At 55.6% G+C, this 18,930-nt stretch carries 18 protein-coding genes and 1 pseudogene; 8 read left to right on the forward strand and 11 right to left on the reverse strand.

From position 1 onward, the window contains the following. Positions 1 to 2: 2 nt before the first annotated feature. Positions 3 to 1,103 carry a methionine ABC transporter ATP-binding protein gene (locus WFL93_RS09160; protein ID WP_336777944.1) on the forward strand — a complete coding sequence of 367 codons (1,101 nt, stop codon included), beginning with the start codon at positions 3 to 5 and terminating at the stop codon, positions 1,101 to 1,103. Continuing rightward, a complete protein-coding gene (locus WFL93_RS09165) occupies positions 1,087 to 1,737 on the forward strand; it encodes a methionine ABC transporter permease (RefSeq protein WP_336777945.1) in 651 nt (216 codons plus the stop codon). The genes WFL93_RS09160 and WFL93_RS09165 overlap by 17 nt, the downstream gene beginning before the upstream one ends. Before the next feature lie 783 nt (positions 1,738 to 2,520). Here WFL93_RS09165 and WFL93_RS09170 read toward each other — a convergent pair. Beyond that, complete coding sequence (locus WFL93_RS09170; protein ID WP_336777946.1) at positions 2,521 to 3,423, reverse strand: LysR family transcriptional regulator; 903 nt, start codon at positions 3,421 to 3,423, stop codon at positions 2,521 to 2,523. 100 nt (positions 3,424 to 3,523) lie between these two features. On the opposite strand from WFL93_RS09170, the gene WFL93_RS09175 reads away from it, so the two are divergent. Next, a complete protein-coding gene (locus WFL93_RS09175) occupies positions 3,524 to 4,591 on the forward strand; it encodes an SDR family oxidoreductase (RefSeq protein WP_336777947.1) in 1,068 nt (355 codons plus the stop codon). Positions 4,592 to 4,727: 136 nt separating this feature from the next. On the opposite strand, the gene yahO is transcribed toward WFL93_RS09175, so the two are convergent. Next, positions 4,728 to 4,997 (reverse strand): DUF1471 family periplasmic protein YahO, encoded by a 270-nt coding sequence (gene yahO, locus WFL93_RS09180; RefSeq protein ID WP_007888991.1) that lies wholly within the window; start codon positions 4,995 to 4,997, stop codon positions 4,728 to 4,730. A 427-nt stretch (positions 4,998 to 5,424) separates the two neighbouring features. Between yahO and WFL93_RS09185 the strand changes: the two genes are divergently transcribed. Next, positions 5,425 to 6,990 carry an MFS transporter gene (locus tag WFL93_RS09185; protein ID WP_336777948.1) on the forward strand — a complete coding sequence of 522 codons (1,566 nt, stop codon included), beginning with the start codon at positions 5,425 to 5,427 and terminating at the stop codon, positions 6,988 to 6,990. Continuing rightward, complete coding sequence (yiaK, locus tag WFL93_RS09190) at positions 6,971 to 7,990, forward strand: 3-dehydro-L-gulonate 2-dehydrogenase (protein WP_336777949.1); 1,020 nt, start codon at positions 6,971 to 6,973, stop codon at positions 7,988 to 7,990. Before WFL93_RS09185 ends, yiaK begins: the two co-directional genes overlap by 20 nt. Positions 7,991 to 8,030: 40 nt before the next feature. Here the strand turns inward: yiaK and WFL93_RS09195 are convergent, their stop codons facing one another. The 7 genes and pseudogenes from WFL93_RS09195 to WFL93_RS09225 form a co-directional block, all read right to left on the reverse strand. Then, positions 8,031 to 8,660 (reverse strand): NrsF family protein, encoded by a 630-nt coding sequence (locus tag WFL93_RS09195; protein ID WP_336777950.1) that lies wholly within the window; start codon positions 8,658 to 8,660, stop codon positions 8,031 to 8,033. Continuing rightward, positions 8,647 to 9,204, reverse strand: a complete 558-nt coding sequence (locus WFL93_RS09200) for a sigma-70 family RNA polymerase sigma factor (protein WP_336777951.1) — start codon at positions 9,202 to 9,204, stop codon at positions 8,647 to 8,649. The genes WFL93_RS09195 and WFL93_RS09200 overlap by 14 nt, the downstream gene beginning before the upstream one ends. Positions 9,205 to 9,221: 17 nt before the next feature. Further along, the gene (locus WFL93_RS09205) at positions 9,222 to 10,457 is read right to left on the reverse strand and encodes a protein-disulfide reductase DsbD family protein (protein ID WP_336777952.1); all 1,236 of its coding nucleotides are present in this window, start codon (positions 10,455 to 10,457) and stop codon (positions 9,222 to 9,224) included. Positions 10,458 to 10,472: 15 nt separating this feature from the next. Next, the gene (locus WFL93_RS09210) at positions 10,473 to 11,039 is read right to left on the reverse strand and encodes a peroxiredoxin (RefSeq protein ID WP_180824275.1); all 567 of its coding nucleotides are present in this window, start codon (positions 11,037 to 11,039) and stop codon (positions 10,473 to 10,475) included. Between the two features lie 210 nt (positions 11,040 to 11,249). Continuing rightward, positions 11,250 to 11,375, reverse strand: a pseudogene (locus WFL93_RS09215) (HipA N-terminal domain-containing protein); the annotation flags it as partial. A 20-nt stretch (positions 11,376 to 11,395) separates the two neighbouring features. Beyond that, entirely contained in the window at positions 11,396 to 11,638 is a 243-nt protein-coding gene (hipB, locus tag WFL93_RS09220; protein ID WP_049851704.1) for a type II toxin-antitoxin system antitoxin HipB, read from the reverse strand. 179 nt (positions 11,639 to 11,817) lie between these two features. Then, on the reverse strand, positions 11,818 to 12,495 hold the full coding sequence (locus WFL93_RS09225) for a TetR/AcrR family transcriptional regulator (RefSeq protein WP_336777953.1): 678 nt from the start codon (positions 12,493 to 12,495) through the stop codon (positions 11,818 to 11,820). 79 nt (positions 12,496 to 12,574) lie between these two features. Here WFL93_RS09225 and WFL93_RS09230 point away from each other — a divergent pair, with 79 nt between their 5' ends. Then, the gene (locus WFL93_RS09230; RefSeq protein WP_007889003.1) at positions 12,575 to 14,095 is read left to right on the forward strand and encodes an MDR family MFS transporter; all 1,521 of its coding nucleotides are present in this window, start codon (positions 12,575 to 12,577) and stop codon (positions 14,093 to 14,095) included. Positions 14,096 to 14,102: 7 nt separating this feature from the next. On the opposite strand, the gene WFL93_RS09235 is transcribed toward WFL93_RS09230, so the two are convergent. Together WFL93_RS09235 and WFL93_RS09240 are read right to left on the reverse strand one after the other, a co-directional pair. After that, entirely contained in the window at positions 14,103 to 15,521 is a 1,419-nt protein-coding gene (locus tag WFL93_RS09235) for an amidohydrolase family protein (RefSeq protein WP_336777954.1), read from the reverse strand. Between the two features lie 6 nt (positions 15,522 to 15,527). After that, positions 15,528 to 16,496 carry an ABC transporter substrate-binding protein gene (locus WFL93_RS09240; protein WP_036620826.1) on the reverse strand — a complete coding sequence of 323 codons (969 nt, stop codon included), beginning with the start codon at positions 16,494 to 16,496 and terminating at the stop codon, positions 15,528 to 15,530. A 507-nt stretch (positions 16,497 to 17,003) separates the two neighbouring features. Here WFL93_RS09240 and WFL93_RS09245 point away from each other — a divergent pair. Both WFL93_RS09245 and WFL93_RS09250 read left to right on the forward strand, forming a co-directional pair. After that, the gene (locus WFL93_RS09245) at positions 17,004 to 17,978 is read left to right on the forward strand and encodes an isopenicillin N synthase family dioxygenase (RefSeq protein WP_007889007.1); all 975 of its coding nucleotides are present in this window, start codon (positions 17,004 to 17,006) and stop codon (positions 17,976 to 17,978) included. 239 nt (positions 17,979 to 18,217) lie between these two features. Further along, positions 18,218 to 18,769 carry a C40 family peptidase gene (locus tag WFL93_RS09250; protein WP_007889009.1) on the forward strand — a complete coding sequence of 184 codons (552 nt, stop codon included), beginning with the start codon at positions 18,218 to 18,220 and terminating at the stop codon, positions 18,767 to 18,769. Positions 18,770 to 18,930 lie beyond the last annotated feature (161 nt).

Here is an 18,930-nt window from a genome sequence, read left to right on the forward strand (position 1 = left end):
GCATGGTTAGCCTGACGCTACCCGGCGAGCGCGATGCGTTGCTGTCACCGACGGCCGAGACGGCTGGGAGAGTGCACGTGCAGATTCGCGGCTTAAGTAAACGCTATCCCGGACAAAGCCTGGACGCGTTGAAAGCGGTCGATCTGCAGGTTAAGCGCGGCGAGATTTTCGGCATTATTGGCCGCAGCGGCGCCGGAAAATCAACGCTGATTCGCTGCCTTAACCGGCTGGAAAACCCGACAAGCGGGCAGGTGGTGATTGACGGCATCGATCTCGGCAGCCTGAGCGATCGTCAGCTGGTAGATTGGCGACGTCGTACCGGCATGATTTTCCAGCACTTCAATTTGCTCTCTGCCAAAACGGTGCGTGAAAACATTGAGCTGCCGATGAAAGTGGCGGGCGTGCCTGCGGCTGAGCGGCGGCGCAAGGTGGATGAACTGCTGGCGCTGGTGGGGCTGGAACAGCGCCAGCACGCCTGGCCTGCGCAGCTGTCCGGCGGCCAGAAGCAGCGGGTCGGCATTGCGCGCGCCTTGGTGCACGATCCCGAACTGCTGCTGTGCGATGAGGCAACCTCGGCGCTCGATCCGGAAACCACGCGCGCGATTCTGGCGTTGCTGAAGAAGATCAATCAACAGCGCCACATCACCATCATTTTGATCACCCATGAGATGGACGTGGTACACGATCTTTGTCATCAGGTGGCGGTGATCGATCAGGGCGAAATCATTGAGCGCGGGCCGGTGTGGCAGGTGTATAGCGATCCGCAGCAGGAGACCACGCGGCAACTGCTGAATCCGCAATTCAGCGCGCTGCCGGAAGCGATTCAACCGCTGTTGACGCCGACGCGCCAGCGCAGCGATTCGCGTCTGCTGGTGCGGCTGCGCTACACCGGACAAGGCGCGCAGCCGGACTTGGCCGCGCTCAGTACGCGCGTTGCCGGTGAGCTGACTCTGCTGTTTAGCGCGGTGGAGTGGGTGGACGGCAAACCGACCGGGCAGATGTTGCTGCTGCTAGATGCGCGCCATGAATCTGACGCTGCGCGTGCACTATTAACCTCTGTTGCTGACCAACTGGAGATTGCGGGCTATGTCACTGGCTATTGATCGTTTATGGGTGGGGCTGCTGGATACGCTGCTTATGGTTGGCGTGTCGTCGCTGCTGGCGCTGGCCTTGGGCTTGCCGATGGCGGTGGTTTTGGTGGTGACTGGACGCGGCGATCTGTTTCCCAGTCCGCTGCTGAATCGTGTGCTTGGCTGGGTGGTGAACCTGTTCCGTTCGATTCCGTTTTTAATCCTAATGGTGGCGCTGATCCCCTTTACCCGCTGGATCGTCGGCACCACCTACGGCGTGTGGGCGGCGGTAGTGCCGCTCACGCTGGCGGCAACACCGTTCTTTGCGCGCATCGCCGAAGTGAGCCTGCGTGAAGTGGATAAAGGATTGACCGAAGCGGCGCAGGCGATGGGTTTTCATCGCTGGCATATTATCTGGCATGTACTGTTGCCCGAAGCGCGGCCGGGCATCGTCAGCGGATTTACCATTACGCTGGTGACGATGATTAATGCCTCCGCGATGGCCGGCGCGATTGGTGCCGGTGGTTTGGGCGATCTGGCATATCGCTATGGCTATCAGCGCTTTGATATGCAGGTGATGCTGACGGTGATTGTGGTGCTGGTGGCGTTGGTCGCGGTATTGCAGTTTTTTGGCGACAGGTTGTCGCGCAGGCTAAATCACCGCTGATATGAGCGGTCGCCATAAATGGCGTAATGCCAATCAGTTAAGCACTGAGCAACTTTCGTTCGCCCTCGGCTGGGGCTGTTTCATCTACGCCGTGCGGCGCCCGAGCAGAGGACGCCTGGCCGCGCCCTCTGCACTCCCGGGCCCTGCGCCAGCCCATCCCGCCGCTGCGCGGTGCCTTCGCTCCCTCGCAATTCCTGACGGACCGGCGGCGATTCGCTCCTGCTCAGCGCCGCCTCTCGCCGCATCCCTGCGGCTCGCCCTGGAATCACTCACTCGCTCAGCGGGCTGGGATGTCGCCTCAACACCCGCGCTGCAGCAGCAATGCCTGGTCCTGAATTATCACCGCTGTAACGCCTGTAGGGTCGTCATTCATGGCGACCAGGTAACCCAAAATCTTCAGCCTGCAAAATTTCAAACCAGATACGGTAATGGCAGGCGATGGTGTTGGGCGCTATCCGCAGCGCCGAGCGCAGAGTGACGGCCAGGATGAGCCGACACGACGTCGGCGAAAGCGCGGCATGAGCCAGGGATGGCGAATCCGCGCGGTCCGTCAGGCCGGAGTGATAAGCGAGGGAACAGCGAGGACGGCGCAGGCGCGGATTGCTAAGGTCCGCGCCTTCGGACCTTAGCCCGGCCGCCTGCTTCACACATTCTGAAACTGCCATATGCTTAGCGGGCGGAACCCCCGCGGAGCCATTGCGCTGCTTAACTGACGAGCATTACGCCATAAATGGCGACCCTACAAAACACACTGTAGGGTGCGCATTAATGCGCACCCGCAATTTAACGGATCGATAATCCTTCTAGCGCTGCCAGCAACGCATCGACTTTGGGAAGCAGCTGTTTGCGGCGCGGCCAGATCAGCGTTAAGGCTAACCCGTCCGGCTGCTGTTCGGGCAGAATGATCTGCAGATCGCCGCGCGCCAGCGGCTCACGTATCAACCACGATGGCATCTGCGCGATGCCAAGCCCGCCACACACCGCCTGCACTTGTGCATCCACATCGCCCAGCGCCATACGGTGCGGCACGTTGCGCCAGTGTGGATGACCATCTTCGGTAGTGAATAACCACGGTTTGGTGCTGCCATCGACGCGTTCATACAGGATCGCCTGATGATGTAACAGCTCGCTTTCACTGTTCGGTCGACCGACGCGCGCCAGATAATCCGCTGAGGCGCAAAACACCATGCGTTCGCGACCCATCTGGCGACAGCCGAGCGAGGCGGGCAGATCGGGCGATCCGCCAATGCGCACCGCCACGTCAATTCCCTCGTCGAAGAGATCGATAAAACGATCGGAAAACGTCAGATTCAGTTCGACATCCGGATGCTGCAGACAAAAGGGAATCAACAGCGGCATCACGCCGAGGCGACCGTAAGTATTCGGCACCGCGAGGCGCAAGCGGCCAGAGGGAATGGTGCGCTGCGCCGCCAGCACCGCTTCGGCTTCAGCCAGCTCCTCCATAATGCGCAAACAGGTTTGGTAATAAGCGTTGCCAGCGTCGGTGAGTTTCAGGCTGCGCGTGGTACGCTCCAGCAGGCGCGAGCCGAGGCGTGTTTCCAACCGCGTGACGCTCTTACTCACTGCGGAACCGGTTAAGTGCAGACGCTCGGCAGCCGCGGCAAAGCTGCCGCTCTCCACGCTGGCGACAAAGGGGACGATATCTTTCAGGCGTTGATCGTGCATTGATTAGTGAACTCAGGTTGTGAATGCCGTGAATTAATGCCAGAGATAGGAATTTAATTCTCTATTAAACTCATCATTACTGAAACTGAGGAGAATTAAAATGCAAAAGCAGGCATTGATTGTAGGCATCAGCGGCGTTATTGGGCGCGCGCTGGCAGAAAAACTGCAGCGCGAAGGCTGGCAGGTAAGCGGCTTATCACGTGGACGCGGCGCGGTGCCGGAAGGTTGTCGCAGCCTGACCGCCGATCTCACTGATGCAGACGCGGTGCGTGCCGCTTTGGCGCAGGAGAAGCCGGATGCCCTGTTCTTTAGCGTGTGGTCGCGTCAGGAAAATGAGAAAGAGAACATTCGCGTCAATGGCGGCATGGTGCGTAACGTGATTGAAGCCCTGGGTGAACGCCTGAATGGCGCGCATGTGGCGCTGGTAACCGGCCTGAAGCATTACCTCGGTCCGTTTGAAGCCTACGGTAAAGGCGCGGTGCCGGTTACGCCATTCCGCGAGGAGCAGGGGCGTCAGCCGGTCGATAACTTCTATTACGCGCAAGAAGACGAAGTCTTTGCCGGTGCGGAGAAATATGGCTATCGCTGGAGCGTGCATCGTCCGCACTCCATCGTCGGTTTTGCGCTGGGTAACGCGATGAATATGGGCCAGACGCTGGCGGTTTACGCCACGTTGTGTCGCGAGCAGGGCTTGCCGTTTATTTTCCCAGGCTCGCCAGAGCAGTGGAACGGTGTTTCCGATGTGACCGATGCCGGTTTGCTGGCCGAGCAGTTGCTGTGGGCGGCGACGGCGGCCGAAGCGGCCAATCAGGATTTCAACGCAGTCAACGGTGACGTGTTCCGCTGGAATTGGTTGTGGCCACGTCTGGCGGCCTATTTCGGCGTGGAAGCGGCGGCGTATCCGGCACAGATGATGCCGCTGGAAGGGCGCATGCAAGAAGCGGCGGACGCCTGGCGTGATGTGGCAGCACGTTATCAGCTGCGCGAAGCGGACATTACTAAGCTCGCATCCTGGTGGCACACCGATGCCGATTTGGGCCGTCCGATGGAAGCCTTTACCGACATGAGCAAGAGCCGCAAAGCGGGCTTCACCGGCTATCGTTCCACGCTGGATTCATTCACACAGCTATTTAATCGGCTGAAGGCGGAGAAGGTCATTCCGCAGTAAAAGTTCGCTGAATTAAAAGGGCGGTTCGCTGGAATCGCCCTTTTTTATTGCAATACGGCGGGCCAGACTTATAAAGAAAAAAGAACGGCCTAAGCCGTAGTTATATTATAACGCCATGCTAAGGCCGTTTTTGCTATTACTTTTTCTTGTAGACGATGGCGGTACCATATATTTTGTTATTGGTATTCGCTGAGGTAACAATATAAATATCGCCACCTTTTTCATCGGCCTTTTTCGACAACTCCTCTTTAGCACTGGCAGCATCGGTTTCACCTGAGGTAGAAATCTCGCCCACCTCAACATACTGATCTTTTACCTTTTCAAACTCTACTTTTGTCATTAGCTCTGCAGCAAAGGCGCTAAATGATAATGAGCTTGCTAATAATACGAAAATTAATTTTTTCATACGTGTCCTTGGATGAGGTAAATGATGGGAATAGTTCTCTTATTGCTATTATTTTATAGTTTACAAATGTGACCTTTACCATGTGACTGCGCTAATTTTTAATCTTCTGCTTCTTGTCTCTCGCATCAAAACAATAACCTTATAGGTATCATTACTTCACTTCAGTACCGCCCCATCCAGGAGAGCTATTCTGGTAGCACGCCGATACCGATTTGGAGCGTTCTTTTTCTCATCGTCAGTGCAGCTCACAGGACCGCCTGGTCAATCCGCAATTTCATGGTTATCCCCAAAATCTCTTACCGGTCACAATTTAATCGCCCCCTCATGGTGAAAAGTGGTTGAGTCTCACAAAACATTAGAAACATTCTTGTATGGCAGTTAATCAAATGTAAATCATTAAGGCATAACTCCTGACAAGGTGCTGCTGATGATTAACCGTTCCGAAGAGAAACCCATCAAGTTGAGAAACATGCTGGCCTATGGCGGCGGCGATGTTTTTGGTGGCGGCAGTTTCACGATACTTGGCCTTTGGCTAATGTATTTTTACACCACTTACGGCGGATTAAGCCCGGCAGAAGCCGGTGCCGTTATCGCTTTCGCACGTCTGCTGGACGCCTTTTTTGATCCGTTAATGGGCTATGTCACGGACAACTTCTGGCGCAATCGTCTTGGTCAGCGCTTTGGTCGCCGTGGCTTTTTCTTCCTGATCGGCGCACCGCTGGTGTTCTTCAGCTACATCATGATGTGGGTGAGCGACATGGGATTCGCTTACTACCTCGCCACATACATCTTGTTCTACGCCTGCTACACGCTGGTTATCGTGCCTTACGAAACGCTGGCGGCAGAAATGGCCCACGATTTCCATGTGCGCTCCCGTCTCACCGGCGTCCGCATGTTCTTTTCCATGGGCGCGGGCATTCTTGCCGCCTGGCTTCCAGGGGCAATTATTGCTGTGCTGGGTGATGATGCGTCATCCTCCTTCCTGTATATGGCGGTTATCTTTGCCACGCTCTTCGCTATCGTGATTTTTGGGCTCTACTTCTTTACCTGGGAGCGCGCCATTGAAATCACTGAGAAGCCTGCGCCGGTTGAGTTCAAGCGCGATATGAAAGCGCTGTTTCGTTCACTGCTCTCCACCTTCCAGGTGCGTACTTTCCGTCAGCATGTTGGCATGTATCTCGGGGCTTATGTGGCGCTCGATGTACTTGGCGCCGTGCTGGCGTATTACATCATCTTTGTCCTGGGCCATAGCGCCATCGATGCCGCCAACAGCATGACCTTTATGTCAGTAGTGCAGTTCTTCTGCATCGCGGCGTGGATTCCTTTCTGCATTCATATTGGCAACGGCGCGGCCTATAAGCTGGCGCAGTACCTGATGCTGACCAGCGTGGCGCTGTTTATCAGTTTCTACGCGTTTGGCATTAGCGCGCAGATGTGGATGGTATGGGGTGCGGCCATTGTGATGGGAATGGGACGTTCGGGGACGCAGTACGTTTGCTGGAACATCTACAGCTTTATTCCTGACGTGGATGAAATGCTGACGGGCCAGCGTCGCGAAGGCATTTTTGCTGGCGTGATGACGTTTGTGCGCAAAGCGGTGCAGGCGGTGGCGCTGTTTATCGTTGGGTTGGTACTGCAATCCTATGGTTTTGCCGGCAAAGGTGCGGTGAGCCAGCCACCTGAAGCCGTTCACGGCATCGCGCTGGTGTTTGGTATTGGCGCGCTGATCTTCCTCGTCGTCGGCCTATTTAGCGCACGCGGCTTCAGCCTGAATCGCCACAATCACGCGCTGTTAATCGCCGAGATCCAGCGTCGTCATGCAGGTGGCACTGGCGCTGAGGCGTCCGCTGAGACGCGCGCAGTGGCCGAAAAACTTACCGGCTGGCCGTGGGCCAGTTTATGGGGCAAGAACGATATTATGCAGCGCATTGATCCACGCGCTGAAAACCTTACGGCTAAAGGAAACCAGCAACATGACACGCATAACCTTTGAGATCATGCAGTCCACCATCGAACAGGCCCTGCTCAACGCTGGTATGGCGGCTAAACCCGCGGCACTGTGCGCACAAATTCATACTGAGACCAGCTGTGACGGTATTCCGTCGCACGGCCTCAACCGGGTAGCGCGCTTCGTCGATTACCTGCAAAAGGGGTGGGTTGATACGCATGCGGTGCCGGAACGGGTAAAAAGTCTTTCCGTAATGGAAGTATGGGATGGACAGCGCGGAGCGGGCATTACCAATGCTGTTCTGGCTGTCGATCGCGCGACAGAGTTAGCGCGTGAGCACGGGATGGGGCTGGTGGCCATGCGCAACACAACGCACTGGATGCGTGGAGGCACCTATGGCTGGCGTGCGGCAGAGCAGGGCATGGCAGCGATTTGCTGGACTAACACCGAATCCTGCATGCCGGCATGGGGGGGTAAAAATACTCGCCTCGGCAATAACCCTTTTGTGATGGCGGTGCCAGGCAAGCAGGGGCCGCTGGTGCTGGATATGGCAATGTCACAATATTCGTATGGCAAGTTGCAGGTGACGCGTCTGCAAGGAGAACAGCTGCCGTATCCTGGCGGCTTTGATCAGCAAGGAAACCTGACCCGCGATCCCGCGCCCATCGAGCAATCCATGCGCATTCTGCCCACCGGTTTCTGGAAGGGCTCCGGCATGGCGATTTTGCTGGATGCGATGGCTGCGCTGCTGTCGGGGGGCAGCTGTACTGCTGAGATCGATGCTATCCAACAAGGCAGCTGTACCGGCGCTAGTCAGATCTTTATGGTGTTCGATCCCGCGCAGCTAAGCGGCAAAGGGTTTACTGAGCAGTTGGCTGAAACTATCCAGCAGTATGTGAATGGATCCGCTGTGGCGGAAGGATTTAGCAGCGTCACCTGGCCGGGTCAGCGTCAAAAAGCCACGCGTGAGCGTAATAGATTGGAAGGCATTCCGGTGGATGAGGGCGTTTGGCGTGAAGTGCAGCAGTTGGCAGCGGGCGGTTGAGATGCAAGGGGGATTAAAATCCCCCTTGTTTATTTCGTCTTCACTTCAGCGTCACCCAGCGCTTCCCCACCAGCACCGTCATCGCCACAATCGTCACGATCGCCGCCAGATGCATAATAAAGTCCAGCGGATGCAGATGCACCGGGTGACAAAATGCCAGCAGCGTCACCGCCATGCAAGAAACGCCCAGTCCTGCCATGGCTAAACTGCGTACCGGATGCAGCGCGCGGGTGCGGCGCAGGCTGGCGATCATCAGCACCATCATGGGTGTGCTCACCACTAACAGAAAGGTAAAGCAGCGCGTGCTGTCGTTGTCGTGCACCAGTGGCACTTCGCCGGGAATCTGGCTGATGCTCATGCCCAGCCACAGCAAACCGATCGGCAGCAGCGCTTTCCAGCTGATGCTGCGACGTCCAGCGATGCTCATATCAAAGGCGCTGCGGATCGCCAGTGTGCCGAGTACAAAGGCCAGCGCCAGTTGAGAAATGGCCTGCAGCGCGCCGGGCTGTGCCCAATCGGTGAAACTGCGCTGCACCAATAGGCTAGCGGCAATCCCGCAGGGTAACGCCAGCAGCAGCCAGGCGAAGACGCGCCAGCCGGTAGATCGCAGCGGCTTAACCGGGCGCATCTCGCGTCCGAGTTTTTCAATTAACAGCTCATGATCGGTCATGATTGGCTCCAAAGCGGCGCAGATTGGTTAATGCGCGGTGCAACAGCGATTTCACCGCCGACACACTTAAATTGTTATGCGCGGCCGCTTCCGTCAGGCTCATTTCGCGCAGATGCACATGTTCGACAATGTCGCGCTGACGCGCCGGTAGCTGTCGCAGATAACCGGCCAGCTCTTCCTGCGACTCCTGCCGCGGCGCAATGGGGGCGCTGGCCGCTTCCGGTAGTGCCTCGTCATTCACTTCCCACTGCTGATGACGACCCCGTCGCCGCAGTGTATCAATGGCGCGCGCCGAGATAATTGCCAGCAGCCAGGGTAAAAAAGGGTAGGCGGAATTATAGGTGTGACGCACCCGATGCACCGTTAGCAGCACATCCTGAATCACATCTTCTACCAGCGCCTCATCAGAGATCTGTTTACGCACTTGCGAACGAATCACCGGCACCAGCGCTTTCAGCAGTCGGGTATAGGCGAGCTGATTGCCCGCCTGAGCCTGTTCCATTAGCGCGGGCCAACTTTCGCGCGCGCTATCGCTTGTTTGCATAATCCGCCTTGTTGTTCTTACGCCTTCTTGCTCGCCGCCTGGTTTAGCGCATTCACTACAATGCTCGGTGTCAGCACCTGCGGCAGCACTTTCGGTGGTCCGCCGTCGGCAGGATAAACCAGATACATCGGTAATCCGCCCTGACCAAATTCACTCATGGTGTCATCCACGTCCGGGTTAAATTTAGTGGAATCTGCCACCATGTACAGCGTGCCGGTCTTGGCTAAGGCATCTTTCACCGCCTGGGTAGAGAGCGAGGTTTTCTCGTTCACCTGGCAGGTGATGCACCAGGAAGCGGTGAAATCGACGAAGATGGCTTTACCGTGTCCACGCTGTGCTGCGACTGCTTGCGGCGTCCATTTGGCTTTAGTGACGTCGGCCGTGAGTTGATCGCCCGCCAGTCCCACGCCAGGTTTCATCAGGCTGGGGAGCGGGGCGATGACCGCGACAATCAGCACTGCCGTTACCGCAAACAGCACTTTATGACTTTTACCGGCAAAGTGACGATGTTGCGCCATACCGTACAACCAGCCGGCGAAGGCGACAACGACCGAGGCTGCCAGCAAGGTGGCCAGCGCTGCGCTACCCGCCTGCTGTGCCAGCACCCACACCAGCCACGCGTAAGCGCCAAACATTGGGAACGCCAGGCCGCGTTTGAGTACATCCATCCACGCACCGGGACGCGGCAGGAATTTAGCCAGCGCCGGGAACAGTGAAACCAGCGTGAACGGCGCAGCAAAGCCGAGCGCCAATGCAAAGAAAATCACCAAGGCTACGGCAGGCGGTTGTACCAGTGCATATCCGATGGCGCTGGCCATAAAGGGTGCGGCGCAGGGTGTCGCGACGATAATCGCCAGCGCGCCGGTCAGGGCTGAGCGCGTAAACGCACCGCGACCCACATCAACCGAGCCCCCCACACGCTGAACCGATAAGCCCACTTCAAACACGCCAAGCAAGTTAAGCGCGGCAGCAAGGATCACCAGCGACAGCAAGGCGATAACCAGCGGGGATTGCAGCTGGAAGCCCCAGCCCACCGCCGCACCACCGGCACGCGCTGCCAGTAAGATGCCTGCCAGCGCCATCATGGTGACCACAACACCGAGTAAAAAACCCAAACCTTCACGGCGCGCGCTGGCGGCGTTGTCAGTATGGCGTAACAGGCCGAGCGCTTTCAGCGATACCACCGGAAACACGCAGGGCATGAGATTGAGAATGATGCCGCCGATGAAGGCGGCCAGCATGGCGGTTAACATCGCTGGCCTCTTTTTTTAGTTAGTCTGCGGATGAGAAGCGTCGTACTGCTTAACGGCGGCAAGCGCTTTCTCGATATGCGTATCGGGGTTTCTATCCGTGTAACTCAGCAGAATGTTGCCATCGGGGGCGATCACGTATGAGGTACGATCGGACAGGGTTTTGCCCTTCATCTGCATGGTGGTTTGGTACTGCGCCGCCACTTTCGCACCGGGATCGGCTGCTACGGTGAATTTATCGCGGCACTCCAGTTTGGAGAAGTCGCTAACCTGATCGGTATTGCCCGCAGTAACACCAATCACCGTGGCGCCCATTTTGGTGAAGCTATCAGTGGCTTCAGCAAAATCATGGGCTTCGAGGGTGCAGCCCTTGCTAAACGCCGCCGGGAAGAAATAGAGCACTACCGGGCCTTTCTGCAACGCTTTATCCAGCGAGAAGGTCAACGGCTTACCGGCTAACGCGCCCTGCAGTTCGAAGTTAGGTGCTTTCGCGCCGACCGGCAATGCGGCACCGGCGTTGAACGCGGACAAGCCAAGTGCTGCCGTGATGGTCAGGGTACAAACGAGGGATTTCATGCGTTTCATTATCTGCTCCTGCGAAGTAGGGGAGTTCCGATTTGGGTGACTCAGTCGTTCAGTTCGCTGGAGCAGAGAGGAAAGTTTCGCTAGAGAAAAATTATTTTTGCAGGCGTGCCAACATGCGCATGCTGTTCTCTAACAGGGATTCAGCGATATGCAGCGGAAAATCCTTGGACAGGGTTTTCGCCACGCGTTCAATTAACTGCGCCATTTTTGTCGCTGTAATGGTGATGAAAGTGATAGCGGCCTCGCCAGCCTATTTCCCAACCAGCCAGGATCGTACTGAAACGTATGTGCACCGTTGGTATTGCGAGTAAGTACACCAACTCGTTCGCCGTTCATCCGGGTGATTAATTCCTTTTTCACCAGTCATCCTCCTGAGCTGGCGCAGCGTCCTCGCCTTTTTCCTGCACACCCATGCTCACATCAAGCGATTGTAAAATCTTGAATAAGGTTGCCAGCGTGGTCAGATCGGGATTGTTTTCAAAGTGAGAAATGGTGGATTGCTTGAGACCCACTTTTTGCGCCAGTTCACTTTGTGTCCATTGGTTCTTCTGTCGAATCAGCCTGACATGATTTGCAAGTTGGCGTGGACTGTAAATCATTTCGAATTCTCATCGTAGTGAAGCATGATTGAGGGTAATTATCCTCAGCAGGGGATATAGATGACCTTATCCCTTAGAGAGGATAAAATAATGCGTATCCCCTGTAAGGGATAATGAAAGATATGTACTCGCGCCATATTTAGATAACCCATTGAAATATCAGAGATAGGATTCAATCTTTAAAATGCGGTGGATTTTTTTGGTTTTATCCCCTGACAAAACAGACTCAAGGTATGCTGGACGATGATGTCACGATTGTAAGCGGGATCGTTAGCAAAGCGGGTGAAGGGCACCAGCACCAGGCTGAGAATCGACGTCATCAGCAGTTGTGGCTCCAGATCCGCATTGAGTAATCCTTGCTGCTGCCATCCTTCAATCAATTTTTTCACTTCATCACGCTCGCCGTGACCGAAACGCTTTTTAATGTGCTGGCCTAAACCCCCTTCGCCTTGCATCACTTCCTGCATCCACAGCGGGGCAAACCAGTTATAGGTGGTGACAATATCCGCCACTTCACGGATAAAGGCGCTAAAAGTGGTGACAGGGTCACGTGGGTCGTCCATGAAGTGGGAAACCAGCCGCTGACGTAACGGTAAGAAACGCTCCTCAACCACAATATCCAGTAGCGATTCACGTGATTGAAAATAGTAATTGAGCATCGCCGGGCTGACACCTGCTTTGCGCGCAATCGCATTGAGCGATGTCTCGCCAATACCGCTTTCAGCATACAGCTCCAGCGTGATATCCAGCAGGTGTTCGCGCTGCTGCACGTTGATCGCACCGCCGCGTGGACGACCAGGGCGGCGTGGTTTGGCAGCATTGGCCATTTTGTCAGCAGGGAGTTTTTGTGCGGTCATCTTTACTCGCTCACTTGATTCATGTCAGACTGCGAGCAATATTAATTGTGTATTTAATTAATTTCAATTGGTGTCTGTTATGAAACCCCAAACACGCGCGCCGCAGTCGGATCGCGGGGAGGAGAATCCTCCTTCCGTCCGTTTACTGATGAGCGCTTTATTACTGGTCATGCTGCTCGCTGCATTAGATCAAACCATTGTCTCAACCGCATTGCCCACCATTGTCGGCGAACTGGGTGGATTGGATCGCCTGTCGTGGATCGTTACCGCCTATATGCTGGCCTCCACCATCGTGGTGCCGCTGTACGGTAAGTTTGGCGATTTGTTTGGCCGTAAAACTGTGCTGCAAATCTCGGTGGTGCTGTTCCTTATCGGCTCGGCGCTGTGCGGTCTGGCGCAGAATATGGAGCAGCTCATCTTCACGCGTGCGCTGCAAGGATTGGGCGGCGGCGGCTTGATGGTGGTGAGTATGGCCGCCGTCGCGGATGTCATTCCAGCGCAGGATCGCGGCAAATATCAGGGCCTGTTTGGCGGCGTCTTTGGTTTGGCGACGGTTATTGGTCCGCTACTGGGCGGTTTTATCGTGCAGCACGCCTCATGGCGTTGGATTTTCTATATCAATCTGCCGCTGGGCTTGTTTGCGTTGGTGATCATCAATGCGGTGTTCAAAACCGACAATAAGCGCAAGCCGCACGAGATTGATTATCCCGGCGCAGTATTTCTTAGCATGGCGCTGGTCGGCATCACGCTGTTTACCAGCGAAGGCGGCACCTTGCGCGCCTGGTCCGATCCGCTGCTGTGGTGCATTCTGGCGTTTGGTGTAATTGGGGTGATCGGCTTTATTTATGAAGAACGCCGCGCGTGGGAACCGATTATTCCGCTATCGCTGTTCCGCAATCGCAGCTTCTCGCTCGCCAGTTTGATGGCGTTTATCGTCGGTATGTCGCTGTTTGGTAGCGTCACTTTTTTACCGCTCTATTTGCAGGTGGTAAAAGGATCAACGCCGACAGAAGCGGGCTTACAGCTGCTGCCGTTGATGGGAGGATTACTCATCACCTCCATCGTCAGCGGGCGCATTATTAGCCGCACCGGCAAATATCGCCTGTTCCCGATTGCTGGCACCTTGCTGGCCACCATCGGCATGGCGCTGCTCACCACGCTGACCCTTTCTGCACCGCTGTGGCATATCTATCTGTTTGCCTGCGTATTGGGCATGGGAATGGGGATGGTGATGCAGGTATTGGTGCTAGCGGTGCAGAACACGGTGACGCCAGACAGCATTGGCGTAGCAACTTCATCCGTCACGCTATTTCGTTCAGTTGGCGGTTCGATTGGCGTAGCGCTGTTTGGAGCAGTGTTTAGTCAGGTGCTGAAATCGGGTCTGACTACGCTGGTGGAGCAAGGCAAAGCGCTGCCGCGCGCGCTCGATCCCAATGCCGTGCATCAACTGCCGTATGACGTACAGCAAGCCTATCTTCAGGTGTTTGGCGGTGCGGTGCACGCTGCCTTCCAAATGGCGACCGGCGTGATGCTGCTGGCCTTTGTGCTCTCACTGTTTCTGCCAGAAGCGCCGCTGCGTAAGAAAAACACAGCGGCGTAAATACGCCTTATAAAACGCCCGCGCGCTGCTGCAATTTTTTCACCGCTTGCGCAGCGTCGCGGCCGAGTTCCGCTAGATCGTACCCCGGGATGACGTCATCCTGCATCAGCAGTTTCCCATCACAGATCAGCGCTTTTAACCGGGCGCGTCCGCCGCTGGCAACCGGGCCGATGGTGATATCGTGCAGGCCGAAATAGCGCGGATCGTCCAGACGATAGACGGCAATATCGGCGGCCATGCCTGGCGCAATATGACCGGTGCGCAACCCCAACACCTGCGCACCACCGGACGTGCCCCAGCGAACTACGTCTTCAATACTGGCAGCATCGCCACCGCCCTCATAGGTTCCGCCCGCATAACGCGGCTGCGCCAGCATACCTTTGCGTACGCGCTGTAGCTGCCAGGCAGCATGGGTTTCGCTTTGCATATCTGCCGCTTCGTTCGATGCAGCGCCATCCACGCCAATGGAAATTTTCACGCCGGCGTGTTCCAGCGCCACTAAATCGGCAATGCCGCTGCCAAGACGCGCGTTACTTTGCGGGCAGTGTGCGATACCGCTACCCGCTGCACCCAGCATGGCAATCTCTTCCGGTAGCAGTTTCACCAGATGCGCGAACCAGACATCGTCGCCAATCCAGTCATGCTCAGCGCAAAACTGCAGCGGTGTCATGCCAAATTTCGCCTGGGCGGCGTCGAGGTAATCAACGGTTTCGGAGAGATGACTGTGCAGGCGAATGCCGAGCTGGCGAGCCAGGCGCGCGCTTTCACGCAGCTCCTGCGGGGTGGTGGAGTGCAGGGTGGTGGTGGGCGCCATCACGATGCGGCGCATCGCCCGATCGTGCGGTTGATGATAGCGCGCCACCAGGCGATCAACATCGGCCATCATGCTGTGGAAATTTTCCGGACGTAGCGCGGTGGGCAAGTCGCTCTCCAGCCCGCGCGTTTGCGTCGCGCCGCCGCGACACAATACGAAACGCACACCGAGTTTCGCGGCCTCTTCAAACAGGATGTCGGCACCGTCAAACGGCATATCGGGCCAGTAGAGATAGTGGTGATCGGCGATGGTGGTGCAGCCGGAACGTACCAGCTCGACCAGACCGACGCGCGCGGCAATGCGAAATGTCTGTTCATCGAATGCGCCGCGAAAACGATACGGCGTCGCTGCAAGCCAGCCACCAAGGCTAAGATTCAGACCCTGCGGCTCGCCTTTAAGCAACGATTGAAACAGATGATGATGCGTATTGACCCAGCCGGGATACACCACGCAATCACGCGCGTCGATCACGGTTTCCTCCCTGACGGCGTTGAGTTCACCCAACGCCACAATCAGGCCATCGCGGATGCGAATATCGCGCGCGCTGCTGCGTGGATGCTGTTTGTCGCCGGTCAGTATCGCAGCACAGTTTTTAATCAACAGTTGGCTCATGTCACCTCACTCCGTTTTTGCCGGGACGAACTGCGTGCTAAAAGCACTCTGCCAATCCGTTGAGGCTTTCAACAAACCGGCGTTGACCATAAAGTCACGCGTCGCCTGCCAACGTTTATCCGTCATCACGCCCAGCCCCTGTTTCGCGGCATCGCCGCCGTCAATCAGGTGCAGCGCTTTCATTTGTGACACGCCAAAGGCCAGAATGGCATCGGTCATTTGCGGGTTCTCTTTTTTGATCAGTGCATTCCCCGCCGCCGGATTGGCGAGGTAAGATTTCCAGCCTTCCATCGATGCGGTGACAAAGCGCTTCATCACGTCGGGCTGTGTTTGCAGCAAATCGTCACGCGTAACCAGGATGCCGCCGTACGCCGGATAGCCATAATCGGCAAACAGATAGAACTGGCTGTCGGGCTGGACGGCTTTGATTTGCTGAACTTCAGAGGTGGCGTAAGCCTGCTGCGCGGTGTTTTTATCGGCGAGGAAAGGTTGCATGTTGAAGGTATAAGGGCGCGCCTGACCATCCTGCAGCTGATATTTACCTTTGAGCCACGGCCACCAGCTGGCTTGACCACTGGCTGACACCAGCACGGTTTTGCCCTTGAGCTGATCCAATGACTTCACATCGCCATGGGTAACAATGCCTTGCGGATCGAACTGAAACGGCGCGGCTATCGCTTTGAGTGGGAAATGGCGTTCAACGCCCTGTAACACTTGCAGGTCATAGCTGACGATCACATCGGCGCGATTCGCCAGTAGCAGCGTCATGTTATTCAGCTGCGGGCCGCCGGAGCGCACCTCAACGTCCAGCCCATATTTCTTATAGATGCCCGTCGCGACAGCCTGGTAATAGCCGCCTTGCTCCGCCTGTGCGACCCAGGTGGTTTGCAATACCAGTTTGTCTGCGGCATGCGACAGTGCAGAAGTGCTCAGTAACGCAATAAATAAAGAGAAACGGAAACGCGACATTGTCATAAAACCCCCAATAAACGTTGAGTTTGTTGTCGTCATCAGGGGATGCCAGCGTATGACATGCATCACGATGCCTAAAAAGCACCGCCCCCTGACGAGGTACAGCTATTGCTGTAGAGCAATGTCCTGCGTGAATCTGATGTCACGCTGACCGCTTATACTCAGTTAGGATTTAGCAAACGGCGTGCCATTGATATAACCCTTTGAATAAATTCTCTTTACAGCAACCAGACAGTCACATTTCTCTCAGCCGCTGCGCGTTAAGGATGCATGCTTGCACTTTTTGCACCGGCTTTGTGCAGACAGGATGCGTCACTTCCTTTAAATCATTGATTGTGCGTGCTATATCGAGCTGGCACAGGCTTTGCTTGGCTTAAAGTGAGTAGAAGCTGTCAGCCGTGGTTTCATTCGGTGGGTCATTGCTCGATCGCCTGTTGCATTCGCCAGGCGCGGGGATGACCGCCTTTTGCCGGCAGGTCATCCGTTATTGCTCAATAACGAGGTGCACTAATGGAAAAGACCACTTTTGCTATGCATGAACTGACCAAAGAATCGCGCATGGGCGCGCGCGGCATCGAGGCGGCGCGCGATGTGCGCATCATCGATCTCTCCAATTTTGCCGAACGCAAAGCGGAAATTGCCGATCAACTGTGGCAGGCCGCCACCGAAATTGGCTTTTTCCAGGTTTCCGGACACGGCATTCCACTCGACGACATCACTGCGGCTTTTGCTAATGCAGAACGCTTTTTTGCGTTGCCGCAAAGCGCTAAAGCTCGCCATCCGCTGCGCCGCAATGCGGGCTGGGAATATCGCGCACAAATTCGTCCTTCCACCGGCAAACCCGATCAGAAAGAGTCATATCAGGTAACGCGTCCGCGTATGGAAGGTTTATGGCCTGATGACGTTTTGCCCGACTTCCAGCACGATGTACTGCAGTTTGAACGTCAGTGCTGGGAAGTCGGCATGCGTTTGCTTTCATGTTTTGCTCTTAAGCTAGGGTTCCCCGACGATTTCTTCGCTAAAGCGCATGAGCCTTCGCGCGAGACCTACCAAAGCACGCTGCGTATGCTGCATTATTTTGCCATCAGCGGTGAGCCAGATGGTCCGTGGCGCGCCGGTGCGCATACCGATTTTGATTGCCTGACGTTGCTGTTCCAGCGCGATGGGCAGGGCGGTTTGCAGGTGTGTCCGGGTAGAGAGATGGAGGAGCAAATCTGGACGCCGATCCCGCCGCTCGAAGGTGTAATCACCTGTAATATCGGCGATATGTTAATGCGCTGGAGTGACGATAAACTGCCGTCAAATTTCCATCGCGTCAGTAATCCGCTGCCGGGAGAATCGGTGCCGGCGCGCTACAGCCTGGCATTTTTCTGCCAGGCCAATGAAGATGTCATTATTGAGGGACCGGAGAAAAAATATCCGCCTATTTCCGCGCAGGATTATCTGGCCCAGCGTATTAGCGCGAATTTCTCCGGCAAGTATTAAACTTACAGTTGTAAGCCGAAAGTGATGCCATTCTGTGCAGGAGAACAAATATTCTCCTGCACAAAAAAATAGCAGTGTGGAAAATAGATTTTTAACTCAAATACAAGATGTTACCGAAGCGTAAACTTAGGTAAAACCAAGCGGCAATTAAAAGATTTCAGCGCGAGGCTATTTATTTCTGCAACTTCTTTACGGTATAAATCACTCATCCCAGTTTCCCTCAGCGAAAACACCAACACATGATCAATTCTGCCGCCAGCAAAGTTATCGCCTGCCTGTTTATTTTCACCCTGGCCGGTTGTTCTTCTAAGTCTTCGCATGTGCCTGCTGAAGAGAGCGTTGATACCTCGGCAGAGGGCGGCAAGCAGCCCGATTTAATTCCGGTGATTGCCGCGCTGCACGATCAGATGCATTCGTGGGAAGGGACCAAATATCAGTGGGGCGGCACGCAATTAACCGGTGTTGATTGCTCCGGATTTGTCTGGCGCACGCTAAAAGATCGCTTCAATATTCCAATGGATCGCGTCACCACCAAAGAGTTAATTGCCATGGGCAAGCCGGTGGATCAAGCGCATTTACAGCCCGGCGATTTAGTCTTCTTCCGTATTAAACGTGAGCTGCACGTCGGCTTTTATGACACCGATCATCAGTTCCTGCATGCGTCAGTAAGCCAGGGCGTGATGCGCTCATCGTTAAATAATCCGTACTGGAAATCGGTTTATTTAGAGGCACGACGCTTGCCGAAAGAACAGAACTCTCAGATTAGTTTCAATTATAAAAACAAAGTCTGAATCGAGGTGCGCATTAATGCGCACCTCCGGGAATTGGGGCGCCATTTATGGCGTAATGCCGATCAGTTAAGCGCTGAGCGACTTTCGTTCGCCATCGGCTGAGGCAGTTTCAGTCATGCCGTGCGGCGACCGAGCAGAGGACGCCTGGCCGCGCCCTCTGC

It is taken from the genome of Pantoea sp. USHLN256, assembly GCF_037149875.1.
In the GTDB taxonomy this organism is placed as follows: domain Bacteria; phylum Pseudomonadota; class Gammaproteobacteria; order Enterobacterales; family Enterobacteriaceae; genus Pantoea; species Pantoea nemavictus.